18 protein-coding genes are annotated in these 16,646 nt (G+C 31.8%); all 18 read left to right on the top strand.

Annotated features, from left to right (window positions below; translation table 11 throughout):
- The 18 genes from mreC (at nucleotide 1) to obgE (ending at nucleotide 16,626) form a co-directional block, all read left to right on the top strand.
- Complete coding sequence (mreC, locus tag ACWJKE_RS00810) at nucleotides 1-852, top strand: rod shape-determining protein MreC (protein ID WP_216301768.1); 852 nt, start codon at nucleotides 1-3, stop codon at nucleotides 850-852.
- A gap of 10 nt (nucleotides 853-862) precedes the next feature.
- Complete coding sequence (gene mreD / locus ACWJKE_RS00815; RefSeq protein ID WP_165412877.1) at nucleotides 863-1,354, top strand: rod shape-determining protein MreD; 492 nt, start codon at nucleotides 863-865, stop codon at nucleotides 1,352-1,354.
- Between the two features lie 40 nt (nucleotides 1,355-1,394).
- Entirely contained in the window at nucleotides 1,395-4,256 is a 2,862-nt protein-coding gene (locus ACWJKE_RS00820) for a penicillin-binding transpeptidase domain-containing protein (protein ID WP_258280649.1), read from the top strand.
- Nucleotides 4,257-4,493: 237 nt separating this feature from the next.
- Nucleotides 4,494-5,126 carry a septum site-determining protein MinC gene (gene minC / locus ACWJKE_RS00825; RefSeq protein WP_216301769.1) on the top strand — a complete coding sequence of 211 codons (633 nt, stop codon included), beginning with the start codon at nucleotides 4,494-4,496 and terminating at the stop codon, nucleotides 5,124-5,126.
- Nucleotides 5,127-5,140: 14 nt separating this feature from the next.
- Complete coding sequence (minD, locus tag ACWJKE_RS00830; RefSeq protein WP_165412880.1) at nucleotides 5,141-5,947, top strand: septum site-determining protein MinD; 807 nt, start codon at nucleotides 5,141-5,143, stop codon at nucleotides 5,945-5,947.
- A gap of 14 nt (nucleotides 5,948-5,961) precedes the next feature.
- Entirely contained in the window at nucleotides 5,962-6,225 is a 264-nt protein-coding gene (minE, locus tag ACWJKE_RS00835; protein ID WP_165412881.1) for a cell division topological specificity factor MinE, read from the top strand.
- Between the two features lie 98 nt (nucleotides 6,226-6,323).
- Nucleotides 6,324-7,433 carry a rod shape-determining protein RodA gene (rodA, locus tag ACWJKE_RS00840; RefSeq protein ID WP_369811907.1) on the top strand — a complete coding sequence of 370 codons (1,110 nt, stop codon included), beginning with the start codon at nucleotides 6,324-6,326 and terminating at the stop codon, nucleotides 7,431-7,433.
- A 32-nt stretch (nucleotides 7,434-7,465) separates the two neighbouring features.
- Nucleotides 7,466-7,837 carry a methylglyoxal synthase gene (locus ACWJKE_RS00845; protein ID WP_165412883.1) on the top strand — a complete coding sequence of 124 codons (372 nt, stop codon included), beginning with the start codon at nucleotides 7,466-7,468 and terminating at the stop codon, nucleotides 7,835-7,837.
- Between the two features lie 147 nt (nucleotides 7,838-7,984).
- Nucleotides 7,985-8,371 (top strand): hypothetical protein, encoded by a 387-nt coding sequence (locus ACWJKE_RS00850; protein WP_165412884.1) that lies wholly within the window; start codon nucleotides 7,985-7,987, stop codon nucleotides 8,369-8,371.
- A 171-nt stretch (nucleotides 8,372-8,542) separates the two neighbouring features.
- Nucleotides 8,543-9,403 (top strand): M50 family metallopeptidase, encoded by an 861-nt coding sequence (locus tag ACWJKE_RS00855; RefSeq protein WP_220320167.1) that lies wholly within the window; start codon nucleotides 8,543-8,545, stop codon nucleotides 9,401-9,403.
- A 173-nt stretch (nucleotides 9,404-9,576) separates the two neighbouring features.
- Nucleotides 9,577-11,424 carry a TIGR03960 family B12-binding radical SAM protein gene (locus tag ACWJKE_RS00860; protein ID WP_165412886.1) on the top strand — a complete coding sequence of 616 codons (1,848 nt, stop codon included), beginning with the start codon at nucleotides 9,577-9,579 and terminating at the stop codon, nucleotides 11,422-11,424.
- Entirely contained in the window at nucleotides 11,375-12,112 is a 738-nt protein-coding gene (locus ACWJKE_RS00865) for a TIGR03936 family radical SAM-associated protein (RefSeq protein ID WP_462959098.1), read from the top strand. Before ACWJKE_RS00860 ends, ACWJKE_RS00865 begins: the two co-directional genes overlap by 50 nt.
- Nucleotides 12,113-12,132: 20 nt before the next feature.
- Nucleotides 12,133-13,575 carry an Rne/Rng family ribonuclease gene (locus ACWJKE_RS00870; protein WP_216301775.1) on the top strand — a complete coding sequence of 481 codons (1,443 nt, stop codon included), beginning with the start codon at nucleotides 12,133-12,135 and terminating at the stop codon, nucleotides 13,573-13,575.
- 136 nt (nucleotides 13,576-13,711) lie between these two features.
- A complete protein-coding gene (rplU, locus tag ACWJKE_RS00875; RefSeq protein ID WP_165412889.1) occupies nucleotides 13,712-14,023 on the top strand; it encodes a 50S ribosomal protein L21 in 312 nt (103 codons plus the stop codon).
- A 2-nt stretch (nucleotides 14,024-14,025) separates the two neighbouring features.
- A complete protein-coding gene (locus ACWJKE_RS00880; RefSeq protein ID WP_220320168.1) occupies nucleotides 14,026-14,358 on the top strand; it encodes a ribosomal-processing cysteine protease Prp in 333 nt (110 codons plus the stop codon).
- A 4-nt stretch (nucleotides 14,359-14,362) separates the two neighbouring features.
- The gene (rpmA, locus tag ACWJKE_RS00885; protein ID WP_165412891.1) at nucleotides 14,363-14,665 is read left to right on the top strand and encodes a 50S ribosomal protein L27; all 303 of its coding nucleotides are present in this window, start codon (nucleotides 14,363-14,365) and stop codon (nucleotides 14,663-14,665) included.
- A gap of 53 nt (nucleotides 14,666-14,718) precedes the next feature.
- Nucleotides 14,719-15,300 (top strand): Spo0B domain-containing protein, encoded by a 582-nt coding sequence (locus ACWJKE_RS00890; RefSeq protein ID WP_220320169.1) that lies wholly within the window; start codon nucleotides 14,719-14,721, stop codon nucleotides 15,298-15,300.
- A 42-nt stretch (nucleotides 15,301-15,342) separates the two neighbouring features.
- The gene (gene obgE / locus ACWJKE_RS00895; protein ID WP_165412893.1) at nucleotides 15,343-16,626 is read left to right on the top strand and encodes a GTPase ObgE; all 1,284 of its coding nucleotides are present in this window, start codon (nucleotides 15,343-15,345) and stop codon (nucleotides 16,624-16,626) included.
- Nucleotides 16,627-16,646: the final 20 nt, after the last annotated feature.

The raw sequence follows: 16,646 nt of genomic DNA on the forward strand, positions 1-16,646 counted from the left end.
ATGGGATTTTTAAAAAATAAACTGGCAGTAGTTATTATAATACTGTCAGTTACATTTTTATCTTTAATAGGATATAGTGCAAATCGAGAAAAAATATCTTTCGTGGAGAATGGTGTGGGTGTAACGATAAATTCAGTGCAGGGTATATTTTATGGTGGGTTTCATAAAATAAAGGGTTCTTTTAAATTTATAACAAACTTGTCAAATATTAAAGCGCAAAATGAAAAACTTCTAAAAACTAATAGCGAGTTACAAGTTAAAGCATTAGAATATGATACTGCAATAAAAGAGAATGAGAGGTTAAGAAAAATGCTTAATTTTTCAACGCAAAGAGATGAATACAACTATGTAGGTGCTGAAATAAGAGGATTAAGTGGAAATAGTTTTTCAGATGGCTTTATAATAAATAAAGGCACAAATAAAGGCATAAAAAAAAATATGATAGCCATGACTGGAGACGGGCTCGTAGGTCAGGTTACATCTGTTGCTGATGATTGGGCCACCGTTCAATGTTTATCTAATGAAAATATTGCAGTGGCAGGTCTTGTTCAAAGGACAAGAGATAATAATGGTATGGTTAAAGGATATAAAGATGAAAACAATAAATTACTAGCCGAAATACAGCATCTATCTGTAGATTCAAGTATAAAAAAAGACGATATAATAGTAACATCTGGTCTCGCTGGCAAATATCCAGCTAAAATTAGAATTGGAAAAGTGCTAAGTGTTCATGAGGATAAAGGTGAAGTAATGAAAAGTGCTATAATCGAGCCATATGTTGACTTTTCAAAAATTGAAGAAGTTTTTATTGTGGTACCAAAACATATAAAAGATGGTGAAATAATATATTAGGAGTTGTAGTATGAAGAGAATATTAACAGTAGTATGGTTATGTATTCTATTCCTAATATTAGATAATACGTTGATGCCTTTACTCAAAATAAACGGTACATATCCAAGTTTAATATTTACTTTTGCACTGTGTTATTCGATTGTTAGTTCGCCAAAAGACGCAGTAATAATTGGAGTTTTTACCGGCGCACTGCAGGACATCTATTTCTTAAATGGATTTGGAATCAATATGCTAAGTAATATGCTTATGTGTGCTATAGCTGCAAACATAGGTAAAAATATATTTGTTGAAAAACCGTTTTTGCCAATAGTTTCAACTTTTGTGTTAAGTTTAGTAAAAGGGTTAATAGTATTTTCTATATTGTTTTTGATAAAGCAATATACACATATGGGGGTAGTATTATATCATGGAATATATAATCTAATAGTTTCTATTTTTATGTATAAATTTGTATATAAACTTTCACAAAAAGAATATATGAAGAAAGAGTGGAAATTTTGATGCAGTACATTTATATGATTTTTAAAAGGTTGGTGCAAAAGTGAGAAAGAAAAATAAAAATAACAATAAATTTTCTAGATTTAATGCTTTAATTGTAATTATGATTTCGATTTTCTCAGTTATTATTTTCAAATTAGTGAATATACAGGTAATCAATGGCCGGGTGTATATGGAAACAGCAAATCAACAAAATCATAAGATAATATCTAAAGTAGCACCAAGAGGTGAGATAATAGATAGAAATGGTGCGAAACTCGCTACAAGCAAGCAAAGTTATATAGTGACATTTACTAAAACAAAAGAGAGTGAAGAAAAATTCTTGCCAACTATTGATAAGGTATTTAAAATTCTTGATGATAACAAGCAAACTCAGGTAGATGAGTTTGCACTTAAAGTAAAGACTAGTGAGGATAAAAAAGATGTAGAGTATAGTTTTGAATTTAAAACCTCAGATAAAACATCACAAGATTGGATGGAACTTAGATTTAAAAAAGATAGAGGGTTTGATGAGACAGTTATTAAAAAACTCTATAAGGGTAAAAAGAAAGATGATTTAACCGCTGATCAACTTAAAAAAGTTGATGAAGAACTTTTAAAGATTACGCCAGAAGAAGTGTATAATCAACTAATAGTGGATTATAAGCTGGACGAAATCAAGGATTCTAAAAGCAAAGAAGAGCTCAGACGGTATATGGTAGTTAAGGACAATATAAAAATTCAGAGCCTTTCTGGATATAAGCCAGTAGTTATCGCTAACGATTTATCTAAGGACGTTGCATTTATTTTTGAACAAATGCAACCTGAAATTCCTGGTATTAGTGTTATGACTCAGCCTGTTAGAGTCTATCCTAATAAGGATCTAGGTTCAGCTTTCCTAGGTTATATTTCTAAGATAAATCCTTGGGATTCATCTAAGTATGAAGAAAAAGGTTATGATATAAGTACGGATTCTATAGGTACGTCAGGAATTGAATCAGCTTTTGAAGATGTTTTAAAGGGAACTAAAGGACAAGAAAGTATAACAGTTAATAAACAAGGGCGTAAAGTTAATACTTTAGGTGAGATTGCAACTTATCCTGGACAAACGGTGCAGCTTAATATAGATAAAAATATGCAATATGCTGCAGAGAAATCTTTAGATGCTGTGATGCTCCATCTACAAAAAAAAGGGAAGGACATATCTCAAGCTGTTGATACAACAAATGCAACCAGAGGCGCGGCGGTGGTAATTGAAGTTAAGACGGGCAAGATATTAGCACTTGCAAGTAGACCTGGGTATGATCCTAATATGTTTAGGCAAGGGTTAACTAGTGCTCAATATGATGAGTTGTTAGGCCCAGTCACAGAGAAAATTGGACTAGATTATATTAAAAAAAGAGGGCTTGCAGATATTAAAGGGGTACTAACCGATAGTGATATGTCAAAATCCAAAGAAGAAAGAGAGAAAATAGTACTTGATTATATGTTCCCGATAGATAAAAGTGTAAAAGGGAATACTACAATTAGGAAGGATAATAATGATATTTTCCCCAAAGCAACTTTCAATTATGCAACTAAATCTCTAATACCACCTGGTTCCACATTTAAACCAGTGACAGCTATTGCTGGGCTAGATGAAGGCGTTATAACCAAGGATAGTCAAGTAAATGATAATGGACCATACAATCACCGTTATGAAAGCGTTACAGCTGCATGTTGGATATATAACGAGCATGGTTATGGGCATGGAATGGTAAATATTCAAAAGGCAATGAGAGAATCTTGTAATTTTTACTTTTATGATGTGGCTGATAAACTTTTTGAAAAGGCTGGTGAAAACAAAGCTGGATTAGACTTACTAGCAAAATATGCATGGAAATTTGGTCTTGGAATAGATCCGAACAGTAATAAAAAACCTGCTACAGGTATAGAGATTCCAGAAAACTTTGGACAGGTATATAATTATGAATCTAGTAAAGAAATATTAGCTAATATTCATATAAGTAATCTAGTGAAACTTTTACAAAGCGGAATAAATAATGGAGGAGTAAAATTTAAACCTCTTGATATTGAACCAAAAGCTGAAAGTGGCACTACTAAAGAAATAGATGAAATAAAAAAAGAAAATGAAAACAAACGTAAGTATCTTGCTATAATTAAGGAAAAAATGAAAAAAGACAAGGTAGATTCTATTAATTCAAATATGATAAAGGAGCTCATTGAAGGTTCCTCAGCATTAAAAGGTAATAATTATACAGATAAAGATATCAAAGCAATGTCTGAAACTATAAATTCAGAAATAAGTGATTGTAATACTGAAATTAATACTGCAGCTAATGCATACTATGCAGCTATAGGTCAGGGGTTTGATTCTTTTACCCCACTGCAGTTAGCAAATTATGTATCTACCCTGGTAAATGGAGGAAATAGATATGAACTGCATTTGGTTGATAAAACTTTAGATGCGGATGGAAATGTAATTAAGCAAACTAAGCCTGTAGTTTTAGAAAAAACTGGTATAAGTGAGAATACAACTAATATAATTAAAGAGGGTATGTTAGAAGTTACTAGTGATCCTCAAGGTACAGCATATGGGGTATTTAAAGATTTTCCTATACAAAATGGAGGGAAGACAGGTTCCGCTACTTTTAATGAGGTTACTCAAACAGCTCTCGGAAGGACTTCCTTCGGATATTATATTGGGTTTGCTCCCTATGACAAACCTGAAATAGCTGTTTGCGCAGTGGTTTTTGATGGAGGTCATGGTGGTTATGTTACTCCAGTTGCAAAAGCAGTTTATGAGCAATATTTTAAAGCAGAATTACTTAAAAAAGATCCTAAATATAAATTTATGGTTGATCCAGATAAGGGAACTAGTAATATAGATTTAAATAATACTACTAATGGAAATGGTCACGATTAGTAAAAAAATCTAAATTATAAATAAATTAGAACTTTAAATAAACTCTGACAAATTTGTTTGTTAGAGTTTATTTAATTGTAAAAGCATGGTGAAAAAATAAAAAAATATATTTATATTGAAATTAAGCAGGAATTTACTGTTAATATGTTGAAATAATAGCTTAAGTTCAATTATGGAGCAAAACGATTATTTATTTAAAAGTTACGTACACCAGATGAGAACTAGGAGGTTAAAATTATGGTTACAGATAAAATAATCATTAAGGGAAATAAAGAGGGATTAAATGTAGTTATAAATATGAATCATTTCAGTGATTTTGATGACATGCTAGAGTCTTTAATTGATAAGCTATCACAAGGGAGGAAATTTTACAAAGGTAGCACTTTGAAAATTACTACTGAACTTAAATACATAAATGAAAGGGAAAGTATAAAATTAAAGGAAATATTATTTGATGAATTTTTAATTAGTGATTGTATTTTTCAGGAGCAAGAAGATTCCGTAGGAAAAGTGTTTACTGGAATTTATGAAGGGAAAACTAAGTTTTTGAGGAAAACTATAAGAAGCGGACAAAGTATAAATTATCCTGGTAATGTAGTTATAGTTGGTGATGTTAACCCAGGAGCTGAAATATATGCAGCAGGAAATATAATTGTTATTGGTACTTTAAGAGGGGTTGTACATGCGGGTACTAATGGTAATGAAAAAGCTATAATTGCGGCAGTTAAGTTGCAACCTCAAATACTTCAGATAGGAAGCATAGTAACGAGGTCCCCTGAGGATGAAGTAAAGCCTCTATATCCGGAGGTGGCAAAAATTAAAAATGGCAATATCATTGTGGAACCGTATTTAGCAAATAAATATATATAATGGAGGTAATGCACATGGGAGAATCTATAGTTATAACTTCGGGTAAGGGTGGGGTAGGTAAGACAACTACCACAGCAAATATTGGAACAGCTATCGCATCTATGGACAAAAAAGTAGTAGTTATTGATGGAGATACAGGACTTCGAAACCTAGATGTTTTAATGGGACTTGAGAATAGAGTAGTATTTACATTAGTAGATGTTATTGAAAAAAAATGCAGGTTAAAGCAAGCCCTAATAAAAGATAAAAGGTTTAACAATTTATATTTGTTACCAACAGCTCAAACAAGAGACAAGAATGACATTGATATAAAGGATATGCTTTTAGTAGTAAAGGAATTAAAAGAAAACTTTGATTACGTTATTATAGACTGTCCTGCAGGTATTGAGCAAGGCTTTGAAAATGCTATAGTAGGAGCTGATAGAGCTATTATAGTGGTTAATCCTGAACTTACTTCAGTTAGAGATGCAGATAGGGTAATAGGAAAATTAGATTCTAAGGGTATAGATAGACATGAGGTTATAATAAACAGAATGAACTATGAAATGACAAAAAATGGGGATATGTTATCTGTAGATGATATTATAGAATGTTTGGCCATTAAATTAATAGGCGTGGTTCCAGATGATAGGAAGGTTACTATTTCAACAAACAAAGGGGAACCAATCGTTCTTGATGAAAAGTCTTTGGCGGGTCTAGCTTTTAAAAACATAGCAAGGCGAATAATGGGAGAGGAAGTATCATATGCTTCACTAGATGGATCATCATGTAGTGGGACAGGATTCTTTGCTTCTCTAAAAAGAATATTTAAAGGGATATAGGGGGTAGGGCATTAATGAATTTATTTAAAATGTTTTCTAATAAAATTTTTTCAAAGGATATTGCAAGTGATAGATTAAAGCTGATTTTAATACATGATAGAGCGGACTTTTCACCTAATTTTCTAGAAATGATTAAGGCCGACATACTAAAGGTAATTTCAAAATACGCCGAAATAGAAACGGGGGAAATTGAGGTTAGATTAACAACAACGGAAGAATATGAAGGAAATTCACCAGCACTAATTGCAAATATACCTATTAAAAAAATAAAGAGATAAGTTAGCAAAGGCTTTGTATAATTAACAACTTATGCATAGCTTTTTTTTATTAATATGATATAATCATATTTGAGATGGAGGTAGGTTAAACCATGAAAATTTTACAAAACCTAAGACTTAATAAAAAACTGTTAAGAGAATTGGATTATAGTGTGATTATAGTAGCAATTTCTATTGTGATTTTTGGATGCATAAATATTTATAGTGCTACAGTGAAGAATTATGGAACTAAGTTAGTTAAAATGCAAATTATATGGTTGATAGTAAGTATTGCTGTGATGTATGTTCTTTTGGTCTTTGATTATATGTTAATAGAAAATTATGCCGTTATAATATATTGGGCAGGCGTTGCATTGTTAATATATGGTGATGTTTTTGGAACTGTTGTAAATGGTGCAAGATCTTGGATAAATATAGGCATAGGCACCCTGCAACCTTCAGAATTTGCTAAGATTGGCATGATAATAATGCTGGCTAAGAAATTAGATGAAATGGAAGGGCGAATTAATGATCCTAAAAATTTGTTGGAGTTAGCATTTTATGTGGCAGTGCCAATGTTATTAATTATTATTCAACCGGATATGGGAATGACTATGGTAAGCTTTTTTATAGTACTAGGGATATTTTATTGTATTGGACTAAATTACAAAGTGATAATTGGAGGAATGACTTCAATATTGCTTATAGTTGTAGGTGTATGGAATTCTCCAATTATGAAAACTTATTGGAAAGGAAGACTCACTTCATTCTTGCATCCTGAGCAATTTGCACAAGGGTATGGTCATCAGCTTATTCAAGCAAGACTCGCTATAGGCTCGGGAGGAATACTAGGAAGAGGGTTTGGAAAAGGAGTGCAGTTTAGCTCTGTTCCAGAAAATCAGACGGATTTTATTTTTGCCGTCTTAGCAGAAGAATGGGGACTTATTGGTGCATTAGTATTATTATTATTATATGGACTACTTATATGCAGGTTAGTAAAAATTGCAAAAGAATCGAAAGATATTTTTGGCACTGTGTTGTGTGTGGGATTTATTTCGAATTTATTATTTTCAATAATGCAAAATATGGGAATGACAATGGGACTTATGCCTATTACAGGAATAACTCTACCATTTATGAGTTATGGTGGGAGCTCACTTTTAACAACTTTTATATCATTAGGATTAGTGCTTAATGTAGGTATGAGAAGGAAAAAAATAAATTTTTAATAATATTCAATAAATCATGAGGGGGAATAGATATGAGAATAGCACTAGTAGCCCATGATAAAAAAAAGGCTGATATGATTGACTTTGCAACAAGGTACAAGGATGTTTTAGAAAAACATGATTTATACGGAACAGGGACAACAGGAAAATTAATAAGTGAACAAGTGGGACTTGATGTTACTAGGTTTTTATCAGGACCACTTGGCGGTGACCAGCAAATAGGTGCAAAGCTTGCACAAGAAGAATTGGATATGATAATTTTTTTAAGGGATCCACTAACCCCTCAACCTCATGAACCAGATATTTCAGCACTTCTTAGATTATGTGATGTACATTGTGTTCCACTTGCCACAAATTTAGGTACAGCTGAAGTTTTAATGAGAAGTTTAAAAAATCGTAAATAGAACAACATAATCGAGTAAGCACTGCATAGTTTGCAGTGCTTATTTTGTTTAAGATGATATAATATATACTTTTTTCTTATAATATGTAATATAAATGGTAGAAATTAAATATATATAAATAGTAAAAGATTGTTAGAGGGGGATAAAATGGGTAATTATAATACGCAGTATCAAAGCTATTATAATAATTTGGCAAAAAGGCATAGAAGCGCAAATAGTTTTCATAGTGAAAATAACAAACAAAGTGGAATGCCTAATTTTTATATAAAAAGATTAACCAGGGAATTGATTGGTGTACTAGTATTGTTTATTTTTGTATTATGCTTAAAAGTAGTAGTTACACCTAAAACTCAATATGTTTATAATTATTCTAAGCAAGCAATAAACAAAGAGTATGATTATGGTACATTAATAGATAAAGCGAAGGGCGTTAAATTTAAAGATGTAGAAGCTGTTACAGTGAATTTCATAGAGAAGGTTAAAAGCAAAATTTCAAGTGGGGATGGAATAAATAGTAAAGATATTAATTTTTGATGATTTAATGACAGTTCAGAAGGGAAGCCGGCCGCTTCTATAAGTAGGAGGTCCATACTATAGCAAAAAAGAAACTTTAGCGGGAATATAGATCTCCTTCTGAAGTCGTTAATATTGCAGCTCCGCAGGAGATGATTTAATGACAGTTCAGCAATTGCTTTGGGGGATTAATTGATAAGAATAAGTAAGTTATTTATACCGTATATTATTTTGTTAATAATATTAGGATTTAAAGGAGAATTAGTAATAGCTTTTGCTTTTGTATTCATCCATGAGATGATGCATTATTTAACTGCTAGAATTTTAGGGTTTTCAGGCTTTGATATCGAAATTCTTCCTATAGGAGCCGTACTTAAGGTGAAAGATTTAGATGAAGCAAGTGCTAAAGAGGATTTAATAATTTCTTTATCGGGTCCCTTATTAAACTTATTATTAGCAGTTATTTTTTATATTTTATTTATATTATTCAATAGACCTTATTTGCATTTAATTTATAAAAGCAATTTAGCTTTAGGCATTTTTAATCTTATACCAGCCTTTCCACTGGACGGAGGAAGGGTGCTTAGGGATATACTTAATATTAAGACTATATATAGAAGGGCAAATGAAATTTCTATTAGGGTTAGTATGATTCTTGGAAGTGTTTTCATGTTTATATATTTTGTAAGTGTAGCAGCAAATAAAAGCAACTTTAATTTAGGCTTAATTTCTATATTTATTTTAATATCTTCGATTAAAGAAAAGGAAAGGATAGTATATTTGATTATGGGTTATATTATTAGGAAGAAACATAGATTTATAAAGAGAGGATATGTAGAGAATAAAAGTATATCTGTTTTTTGTGAAAAAAATTTATTATCGGTACTAGGAATAATTGATAAGAATAAGTACAATTTGTTTACAATACTAGATGAAAATATGACATTGCTAGATACGTTGTATGAAGAAGAAATAATTGAGGCAATAAAAGCCTATGGTAATATAAGCCTAAGTGAGTACATTGACATTAAAAAATTAAAAAATAATGTATAATAAGATATCTTAAAGTAAAACAAAGCCTATTAAAGGTTGGGTGTTTTACTTTAAGATATTTTTCATTTTGAGATTTAACGCTCATGTGTTAGAATAAAATAATGTAATGTGTCTATGGCAGATACAAAGGATAACTATTATCTAGCCTAGAGAAAAAACGAGGAGTGATTTCTATGAATAAAATTTCAGATGATATCTTATTTAAGGTCGAAAAGCCTGCTAGATACATAGGTGGAGAACTTAATTGTTGTTATAAAGATTTAGAAAAAATTGATATAAGATTTGCTTTTTGCTTTCCTGATGTGTATGAAGTGGGAATGTCACATTTAGGTAGTAGAATACTTTATCATGTATTAAACGAAAGAAGCGACACTTATTGCGAAAGAGCGTTTGCTCCTTGGCCAGATATGGAAAAACAAATGAGAGAAAATAATATTTCTTTGTATGCTCTTGAGAGCAAAGATTCTTTAAAGGAATTTGATATTTTAGGGTTTACTCTGCAATATGAGATGAGCTACACTAATATACTCAACATGTTAGATATGTCGGGTATTACTATAAGAGCTTCAGAGAGAGGTGAAGATGAACCCATAGTTATGGCTGGGGGACCATGTGCTTATAATCCTGAACCTCTTCACGATATAGTGGATTTCTTTGAGATTGGCGAAGGCGAAGAAATAATGAATGATGTGTTAGATATTTACAAAAAGTACAAAGGTCGTAAAAAAGAATTCCTAAGAGAAATATCTAAGATAAGAGGAATATATGTGCCTTCATTATATGAGGTGTCCTATAATGAAGATAACACTATCAAGGAATTTAAGCCTAAATATGATGATGTTCCTAAAATCGTTAAGAAAAGATTCGTAACAGATCTTAATGAAGTTGCTTTTCCAGATAAAATCGTAGTTCCGTATACTGAAATAGTACATGATAGGGTAATACTCGAGACATTTAGGGGATGCACTAATGGATGTAGATTTTGCCAAGCGGGCATGATATATAGACCAGTTAGAGAAAAGAGTACAGCTAACATTATCGATGCTGCAGATAAATTATTAAAGAGCACAGGGTATAGAGAAATATCTTTAAGTTCTTTAAGCATATGTGATTATTCAGATATACGAAACCTTATAACGACGCTAATTGAAAAACATAAGGAAGACCACGTGAGTGTATCTCTGCCTTCAATTAGGATAAATTCTTTCTCTGTAGATTTAATTAAGGAAATACAAAAGGTTAAAAAAACTGGTATAACTTTTGCACCGGAAGCTGGAACCCAAAGAATGCGCGACATTATAAATAAGGGAGTTACAGAGGAACAAATATTAGAAGCTGCCAGCAGCGTTTTTGCTTCAGGGTGGTCAACTATAAAGCTTTATTTCATGGTTGGGCTTCCTTATGAAACTATGGATGATGTACGAGGCATTGCAGAGCTTTCGGATAAAGTTGTAGCAGAATACTTTAAAATCCCTAAGGAAACACGAAAAAGAGGATTAAGGGTTACTTCAAGTTCCGCTATATTTGTACCAAAACCATTTACTCCATTCCAATGGGCGCCGCAAGCAACAATGGATGCGGTAGTTGAAAAAATAAAAGCAGTTAAGTATGCTATAACAAGTAAGGCGGTTATTTATAATTATCATGAATCTGTAGTTTCGTTTCTAGAAGCGGTAATTGCTAGAGGAGACAGAAGAATTTGTGATGTTATAATTAAGGCATTTGAAAAGGGTGCGAAATTTGATGGTTGGTCTGAGTATTTTAATTTTGAAATATGGAAAGAAGCAATGGATGAATGTGGCGTTTTAGGAGAATTTTATGCTTATCGCGAAAGAAGTTATGATGAAATACTTCCTTGGGATTTTATAGATATTGGTGTTAATAAAGAGTATCTAATACTCGAAAATGAAAAAGCAAAAAAAGTAGAATTAACTCAAAATTGCATGTTAGGCTGCACGGAATGCGGCGTTAATGTTAATTTTAAAGAAGGGACGTGTTTCAACGGTGCGTTATTTAATTAAGTATACTAAAGGCAGTGAAATTAAATTTGTTGCTCATTTAGATTTAATGAGAACCCTCCAAAAAATTATTAAAAGGTCAGTTCTTCCAATAGAATATTCAAAAGGCTTTAATCCTCACATGGCGGTATCTATTGCACAACCATTGTCTGTAGGGGTACATTCTGAGGGGGAATACATGGATGTAGTGTTAAACAGTGAGTTAGAAGAAAAATATATTATGGATAAAATGAATGAAAATACGCCACGTGGAATTGAAATTTTAGATGTGGTAAAAGTTATTCCAGTTGAGGGAAAAAAGAAAGCTCAAGCTATGGCGATTATTGATGCTGCTAAATATACAATTAAACTAAAATGCACGGGTGGAGAGGATGCACTAAAAACATTGCAGAGTATTTGTAGTGCAGGCGAATGGAACATCGTTAAGATGAGTAAAAGCGGAGAAAAAATGATTAATATAAAACCATTAGTGCATAAATTTGAATTTGAAGTAGATAGCTCAGTAATTTGTATTTCAGCACTTATTGCTTGTGGAAGTCGTGCTAATTTATCAGCTCGGTTATTAGCAGACTATTTGAAGGAAAATATAGAGTCTATTAATAAAGAAGCTTTTGTTGATATAGAGCGGGAAGAAATGTATGCATATAAAGATGATAAATTAGTCACTCTTAGCGAGCTTTTCAAAAATTAGTAAAATAGGAGTGGATTAAAGTGAAAGAAATATATATTGAAAGGCAAGAAGAATTTTTAAGAATAGCTATAAAGGAAAATAACAAATTAAAGGAATGCTTCATAGAAGAAGAGGATAGTGGCCCTATTCCAGGAGAAATATATCAGGGAGTCGTAAAAAATATTGTTCCAGCAATTAAATGTGCTTTTATAGATATTGGGAAGGGCAAAGACTGCTATATGTATCTTGATGAAAAGTTTAAGAATACCAAGATAAAAAAAGGCGATGAGATTATAGTTGAAGTCTTAAAAGAAGAGATCGATAAAAAGGGAGCTAAAGTTACTAGTGCTTTCGGCATTGCAGGTATTTACTGCGTGCTTGTAAATATGAATAAAGACATAAGTTTTTCTAAAAAAATAAATAATAGAACTTTTGAAACTATGGTGGCAAATCAACTTAACAAGCCAGAGGATATAGGGGTAATGATTAGGACTAATGCCTTTGATGTAGACATTGATACCCTAAACGATGAAGTTCGTGAATTATATGAAATATATAAGGCCGTTATAAACAGAGCGAAGTATTCAAGAAATCCTATTTTGCTATTTAGTGATGCTGGAGCTTTAAACAGAACTCTACGTGATATTTTAGATAAAAACACTTTTAAAATAGTATTGAATAATGAAAGTGATTTTCAGTATACGAAGAAATTTACAGAAAAACGATCGGACATCAATGTAAAAGTTGAATTTCATAGTGAAAGCAGAATGTTACTGGATTATTACGGAATAGAAAAAGAAATACTCAGTCTTCGCAATCATAGGATTCCACTAAAATGTGGAGGAAATATTGTAATTGATAAAACTGAGGCAATGTATGTAATTGATATTAATTCTGGGAAGAATACAAAGAGTCGATCACTTCGAAAAACTGCACAAAGCACCAATATTGAGGCGGCGACAGAAATTGCAAGACAAATTAGACTTCGAAATCTAAGCGGAATCATTATAATAGATTTTATTGATATTGAGGATTTAGAAGTAAGAAAAATTATATTAGACGTTTTAGAAGCAGGATTTGCGGATGATAAAAACAAGACTGTAATTTATCCATTTACTGAGCTAAATTTGGTTCAAATTGCAAGACGGAGGCGCGGAAAGTCTATATACGAGTTTATTGAGGAACCTTGCAAGCATTGCGGTGGGAAGAGTAGCAGGGTTAAGCTAGCCTATATTCAATTTTTAATTAAAAATGAAATTTTTAAGATACATAAGGAACAGGGCATTAAAGATATATATATTGAAATTGACGAAATTTACAAAAAGGATATTATGGAGGATGTTTTAGAATTTGCACGTCAAATAGGAGCGTTAGATAATAAAATTTATGTGAATTTTATTCCCCATTTAGAAAAATTCAAAGTAGAATCGCTAATTTTCGCAAATCAAATAAGAAATTTGCAAACACAGAAGATATATGGGTAAATACACTTTACAAACATTTGGATATATGTTAGAATGTCATTTGTAGACCGCACACGTAAGGTTATAAACATACCTGCTTATTTTACATAAAGGTATGTACCTGGGATGGCGAGACTGGATCAAGGAGGTGTATTTTATGTACGCAGTTTTAGTTACTGGTGGAAAGCAATATAGAGTTCAAGAAGGAGACGTTTTATTCGTTGAAAAATTGGATGCTGAAGTTGAAACAACCATTGAATTAAATGAAATTCTTGCAGTAGGCAAGGAAGAAGGCTTAATAGTTGGAAAACCTGTAGTAGAAGGAGCTAAAGTTGTTGCTAAAGTATTAGCACAAGGAAAAGCTAAGAAAATTATAGTTTTCAAATTTAAGAGAAAGTTAGATTACAGAAAGAAACAAGGACACAGACAAGCATATACTAAAATTCAAATCGAGAAGATAGAAGCTTAGTTATGGTTAAAGTTGAATTTGTTCGAAGAAAAGGTAAAATAGTTTCTTTTAAAATAAAAGGTCATGCTCAGCCTAGAGAAGCAGAATTAGATGTAGATTTAATTTGTGCTGCTATTTCAGCAATTTCTCAAACTACAATTATTGGGATTGAGAAAGTTCTAAAAATTAAGGTGAAGTATGATATAGAGGATGGATTTTTGAATTTAGATTTAAAAGATCAAACCCTAAAAGATATCGAAAGATGTCAAGTTTTACTTGAAACAATGATACTTGGACTTAAAAGTATAGAAATTACTTATGGTGAATATATAAAAGTAGAAACAGAGGAGGTGTAGTACAATGTTAGTTATGAACCTTCAGTTATTTGCTCATAAAAAAGGAGTAGGTAGCTCAAGAAACGGTAGAGATAGTGAATCTAAGAGACTTGGGACTAAACGTGCAGATGGACAATTTGTTCTTTCAGGCAATATTTTAGTAAGACAAAGAGGAACAAAAATCCATCCAGGAAACAATGTTGGAATAGGTGGAGATGACACTCTTTTTGCTAAAATTGATGGAGTTGTAAAATTCGAAAGAATGGGCAAAATGAAGAAAAAAGCAAGTGTTTATCCTGTTGATGTAGAAACGTGTATTGCTGAATAATTTAAGGCACCCTTAAAGGGTGCTTTTTTAAAATTCTCTTTTGGAGGATAGTAATGAGTGATTTAGAAAGTTTTATAAACTTAATTAGAAAACAAAGACATGATTTTATGAATGATCTGCAAGTTATATCTGGATATTTGCAAACGAGGCGACCGAAAGATGCTTTGAAATACATAGATAGGTTATCCAAGGAAAATGAAATTATCAGTGAAATTTATAGATTACAAGATAATGGATTTTCACTATGCCTTGAGAATAATATTAAAAAACTATGGCAAAATGAAGTAAAAGTAGAAATAAACATCGAAATTAGCAATTTTAAAAGTAAAATTTTTGAAATTGGATATAATAAAAAAGGCGATTTACTTAACGCTATATTTATGGAACTAGAAGTTACTAATCAGAAATTTGTATATATTTATATATTCGAAGATGAATTAGGTGAAAGTTTACTGATTACTAATAATGAAGCTATGTCTGACGAAATGAGTTGGATGGATGAATGGCAACAAATAGAAACAGAAATAGATGATTTAAGAATTTATAAATGTGTTTTTGATAATAATATAGCTTATAGATTAATATTCAGTACCATAAGTGATGTTATCACCTGCGGCGCTGGGCTAATAAATTAAAATTAAACAAAATAGAAAATGAGCTAAGGTAAGGTGAAATATATGTTTATTGATACAGCCAGGATTTTTGTTAAATCAGGAAATGGTGGCAGTGGAGCCGTTTCGTTTAGAACAGAGAAATATATACCACTGGGTGGACCAGATGGTGGAGACGGTGGAGACGGTGGAGACGTAATATTAGTAGTTGATCCTAGTATGACTACCCTATTAGATTTTTCATATGCAAGAAAATTCGTAGCAAAAAATGGAGTAAACGGTTCTGGTTCTAAGTGTTATGGAAAAGCTGGAGAGGATCTGTATGTTAAAGTTCCAATGGGGACTATTGTGCGTGACATGGAAACAGAAAAAATAATGTATGATTTAGCTCATGATGGTGATAGTTATAGAGTTTGCAAAGCTGGACAAGGCGGAAAAGGTAATGTTAAATTTTGTACACCTACAAGGCAAGCGCCAAACTTTGCTGAACCAGGAATGCCAGGAGAAGAAAGATGGATTAAGCTTGAACTTAAGAGCTTAGCTGATGTTGGATTATTAGGTTTTCCAAATGTAGGCAAGTCAACATTGCTTTCAGTAGTATCAAAAGCAAGACCTAAAATTGCTAATTATCACTTTACAACTTTAAAACCGAATTTAGGAGTAGTAAGTGTTAAGGGTGCACAGAATTTTGTTATTGCTGATATACCAGGAATAATTGAAGGTGCAGCTGAAGGAGTAGGTCTTGGAATAGGTTTTTTAAGACATATTGAAAGAACTAGAATGCTTATTCATGTGGTTGACATTTCAGGAATTGAAGGTAGAGATGCTGTAGAAGACTTTGTAAAAATAAATGAAGAACTTAGAAAATACAGCGTTAAGTTATGGGATAGACCTCAGATAATAGCCGCTAATAAGAGTGATTTGCTGTTTGATGATGAAGTATTTGAAAACTTTAAGAAGAAATTAAATGAACTGGGATATGATGATAGTAAGATATTTAAAATATCTGCAGCTACAAATCAAGGTGTGGATGCACTTATGAAAGAAGCGGCTAGAATGTTAACTACTATCCCAGTTACGGAACTAATAATAAATGATGAAGATAAATTCATAATAGAAGAAAAGAGATTCACCTACACTGTTGAGGTTGATGAAGAAGGAACTTTTGTTGTTGAAGGAAGTTTTGTTGAAAGATTGTTAAGTGCTGTTAATATAAATGAACCGGATTCTCTTAAATATTTCCACAAAGTGTTAAAGAATAAGGGAGTATTTGACGCATTAGTTGCAAAAGGAATTCAAGACGGTGATTTAGTAAGACTACAAAAGTTTGAATTTGAATTCTTATTATAAAAGATAATGAGCGATAATTC

The organism is Clostridium sp. CM036, from assembly GCF_055081135.1.

Coding starts and splice junctions, on each gene's coding strand:
- mreC (WP_216301768.1), top strand. CDS start 1: ATGGGATTTTTAAAAAATAAACTGGCAGTAGTTATTATAATACTGTCA.
- mreD (WP_165412877.1), top strand. CDS start 863: ATGAAGAGAATATTAACAGTAGTATGGTTATGTATTCTATTCCTAATA.
- minC (WP_216301769.1), top strand. CDS start 4,494: ATGGTTACAGATAAAATAATCATTAAGGGAAATAAAGAGGGATTAAAT.
- minD (WP_165412880.1), top strand. CDS start 5,141: ATGGGAGAATCTATAGTTATAACTTCGGGTAAGGGTGGGGTAGGTAAG.
- minE (WP_165412881.1), top strand. CDS start 5,962: ATGAATTTATTTAAAATGTTTTCTAATAAAATTTTTTCAAAGGATATT.
- ACWJKE_RS00845 (WP_165412883.1), top strand. CDS start 7,466: ATGAGAATAGCACTAGTAGCCCATGATAAAAAAAAGGCTGATATGATT.
- ACWJKE_RS00850 (WP_165412884.1), top strand. CDS start 7,985: ATGGGTAATTATAATACGCAGTATCAAAGCTATTATAATAATTTGGCA.
- ACWJKE_RS00860 (WP_165412886.1), top strand. CDS start 9,577: ATGAATAAAATTTCAGATGATATCTTATTTAAGGTCGAAAAGCCTGCT.
- ACWJKE_RS00865 (WP_462959098.1), top strand. CDS start 11,375: ATGTTAATTTTAAAGAAGGGACGTGTTTCAACGGTGCGTTATTTAATT.
- rplU (WP_165412889.1), top strand. CDS start 13,712: ATGTACGCAGTTTTAGTTACTGGTGGAAAGCAATATAGAGTTCAAGAA.
- ACWJKE_RS00880 (WP_220320168.1), top strand. CDS start 14,026: ATGGTTAAAGTTGAATTTGTTCGAAGAAAAGGTAAAATAGTTTCTTTT.
- rpmA (WP_165412891.1), top strand. CDS start 14,363: ATGTTAGTTATGAACCTTCAGTTATTTGCTCATAAAAAAGGAGTAGGT.
- ACWJKE_RS00890 (WP_220320169.1), top strand. CDS start 14,719: ATGAGTGATTTAGAAAGTTTTATAAACTTAATTAGAAAACAAAGACAT.
- obgE (WP_165412893.1), top strand. CDS start 15,343: ATGTTTATTGATACAGCCAGGATTTTTGTTAAATCAGGAAATGGTGGC.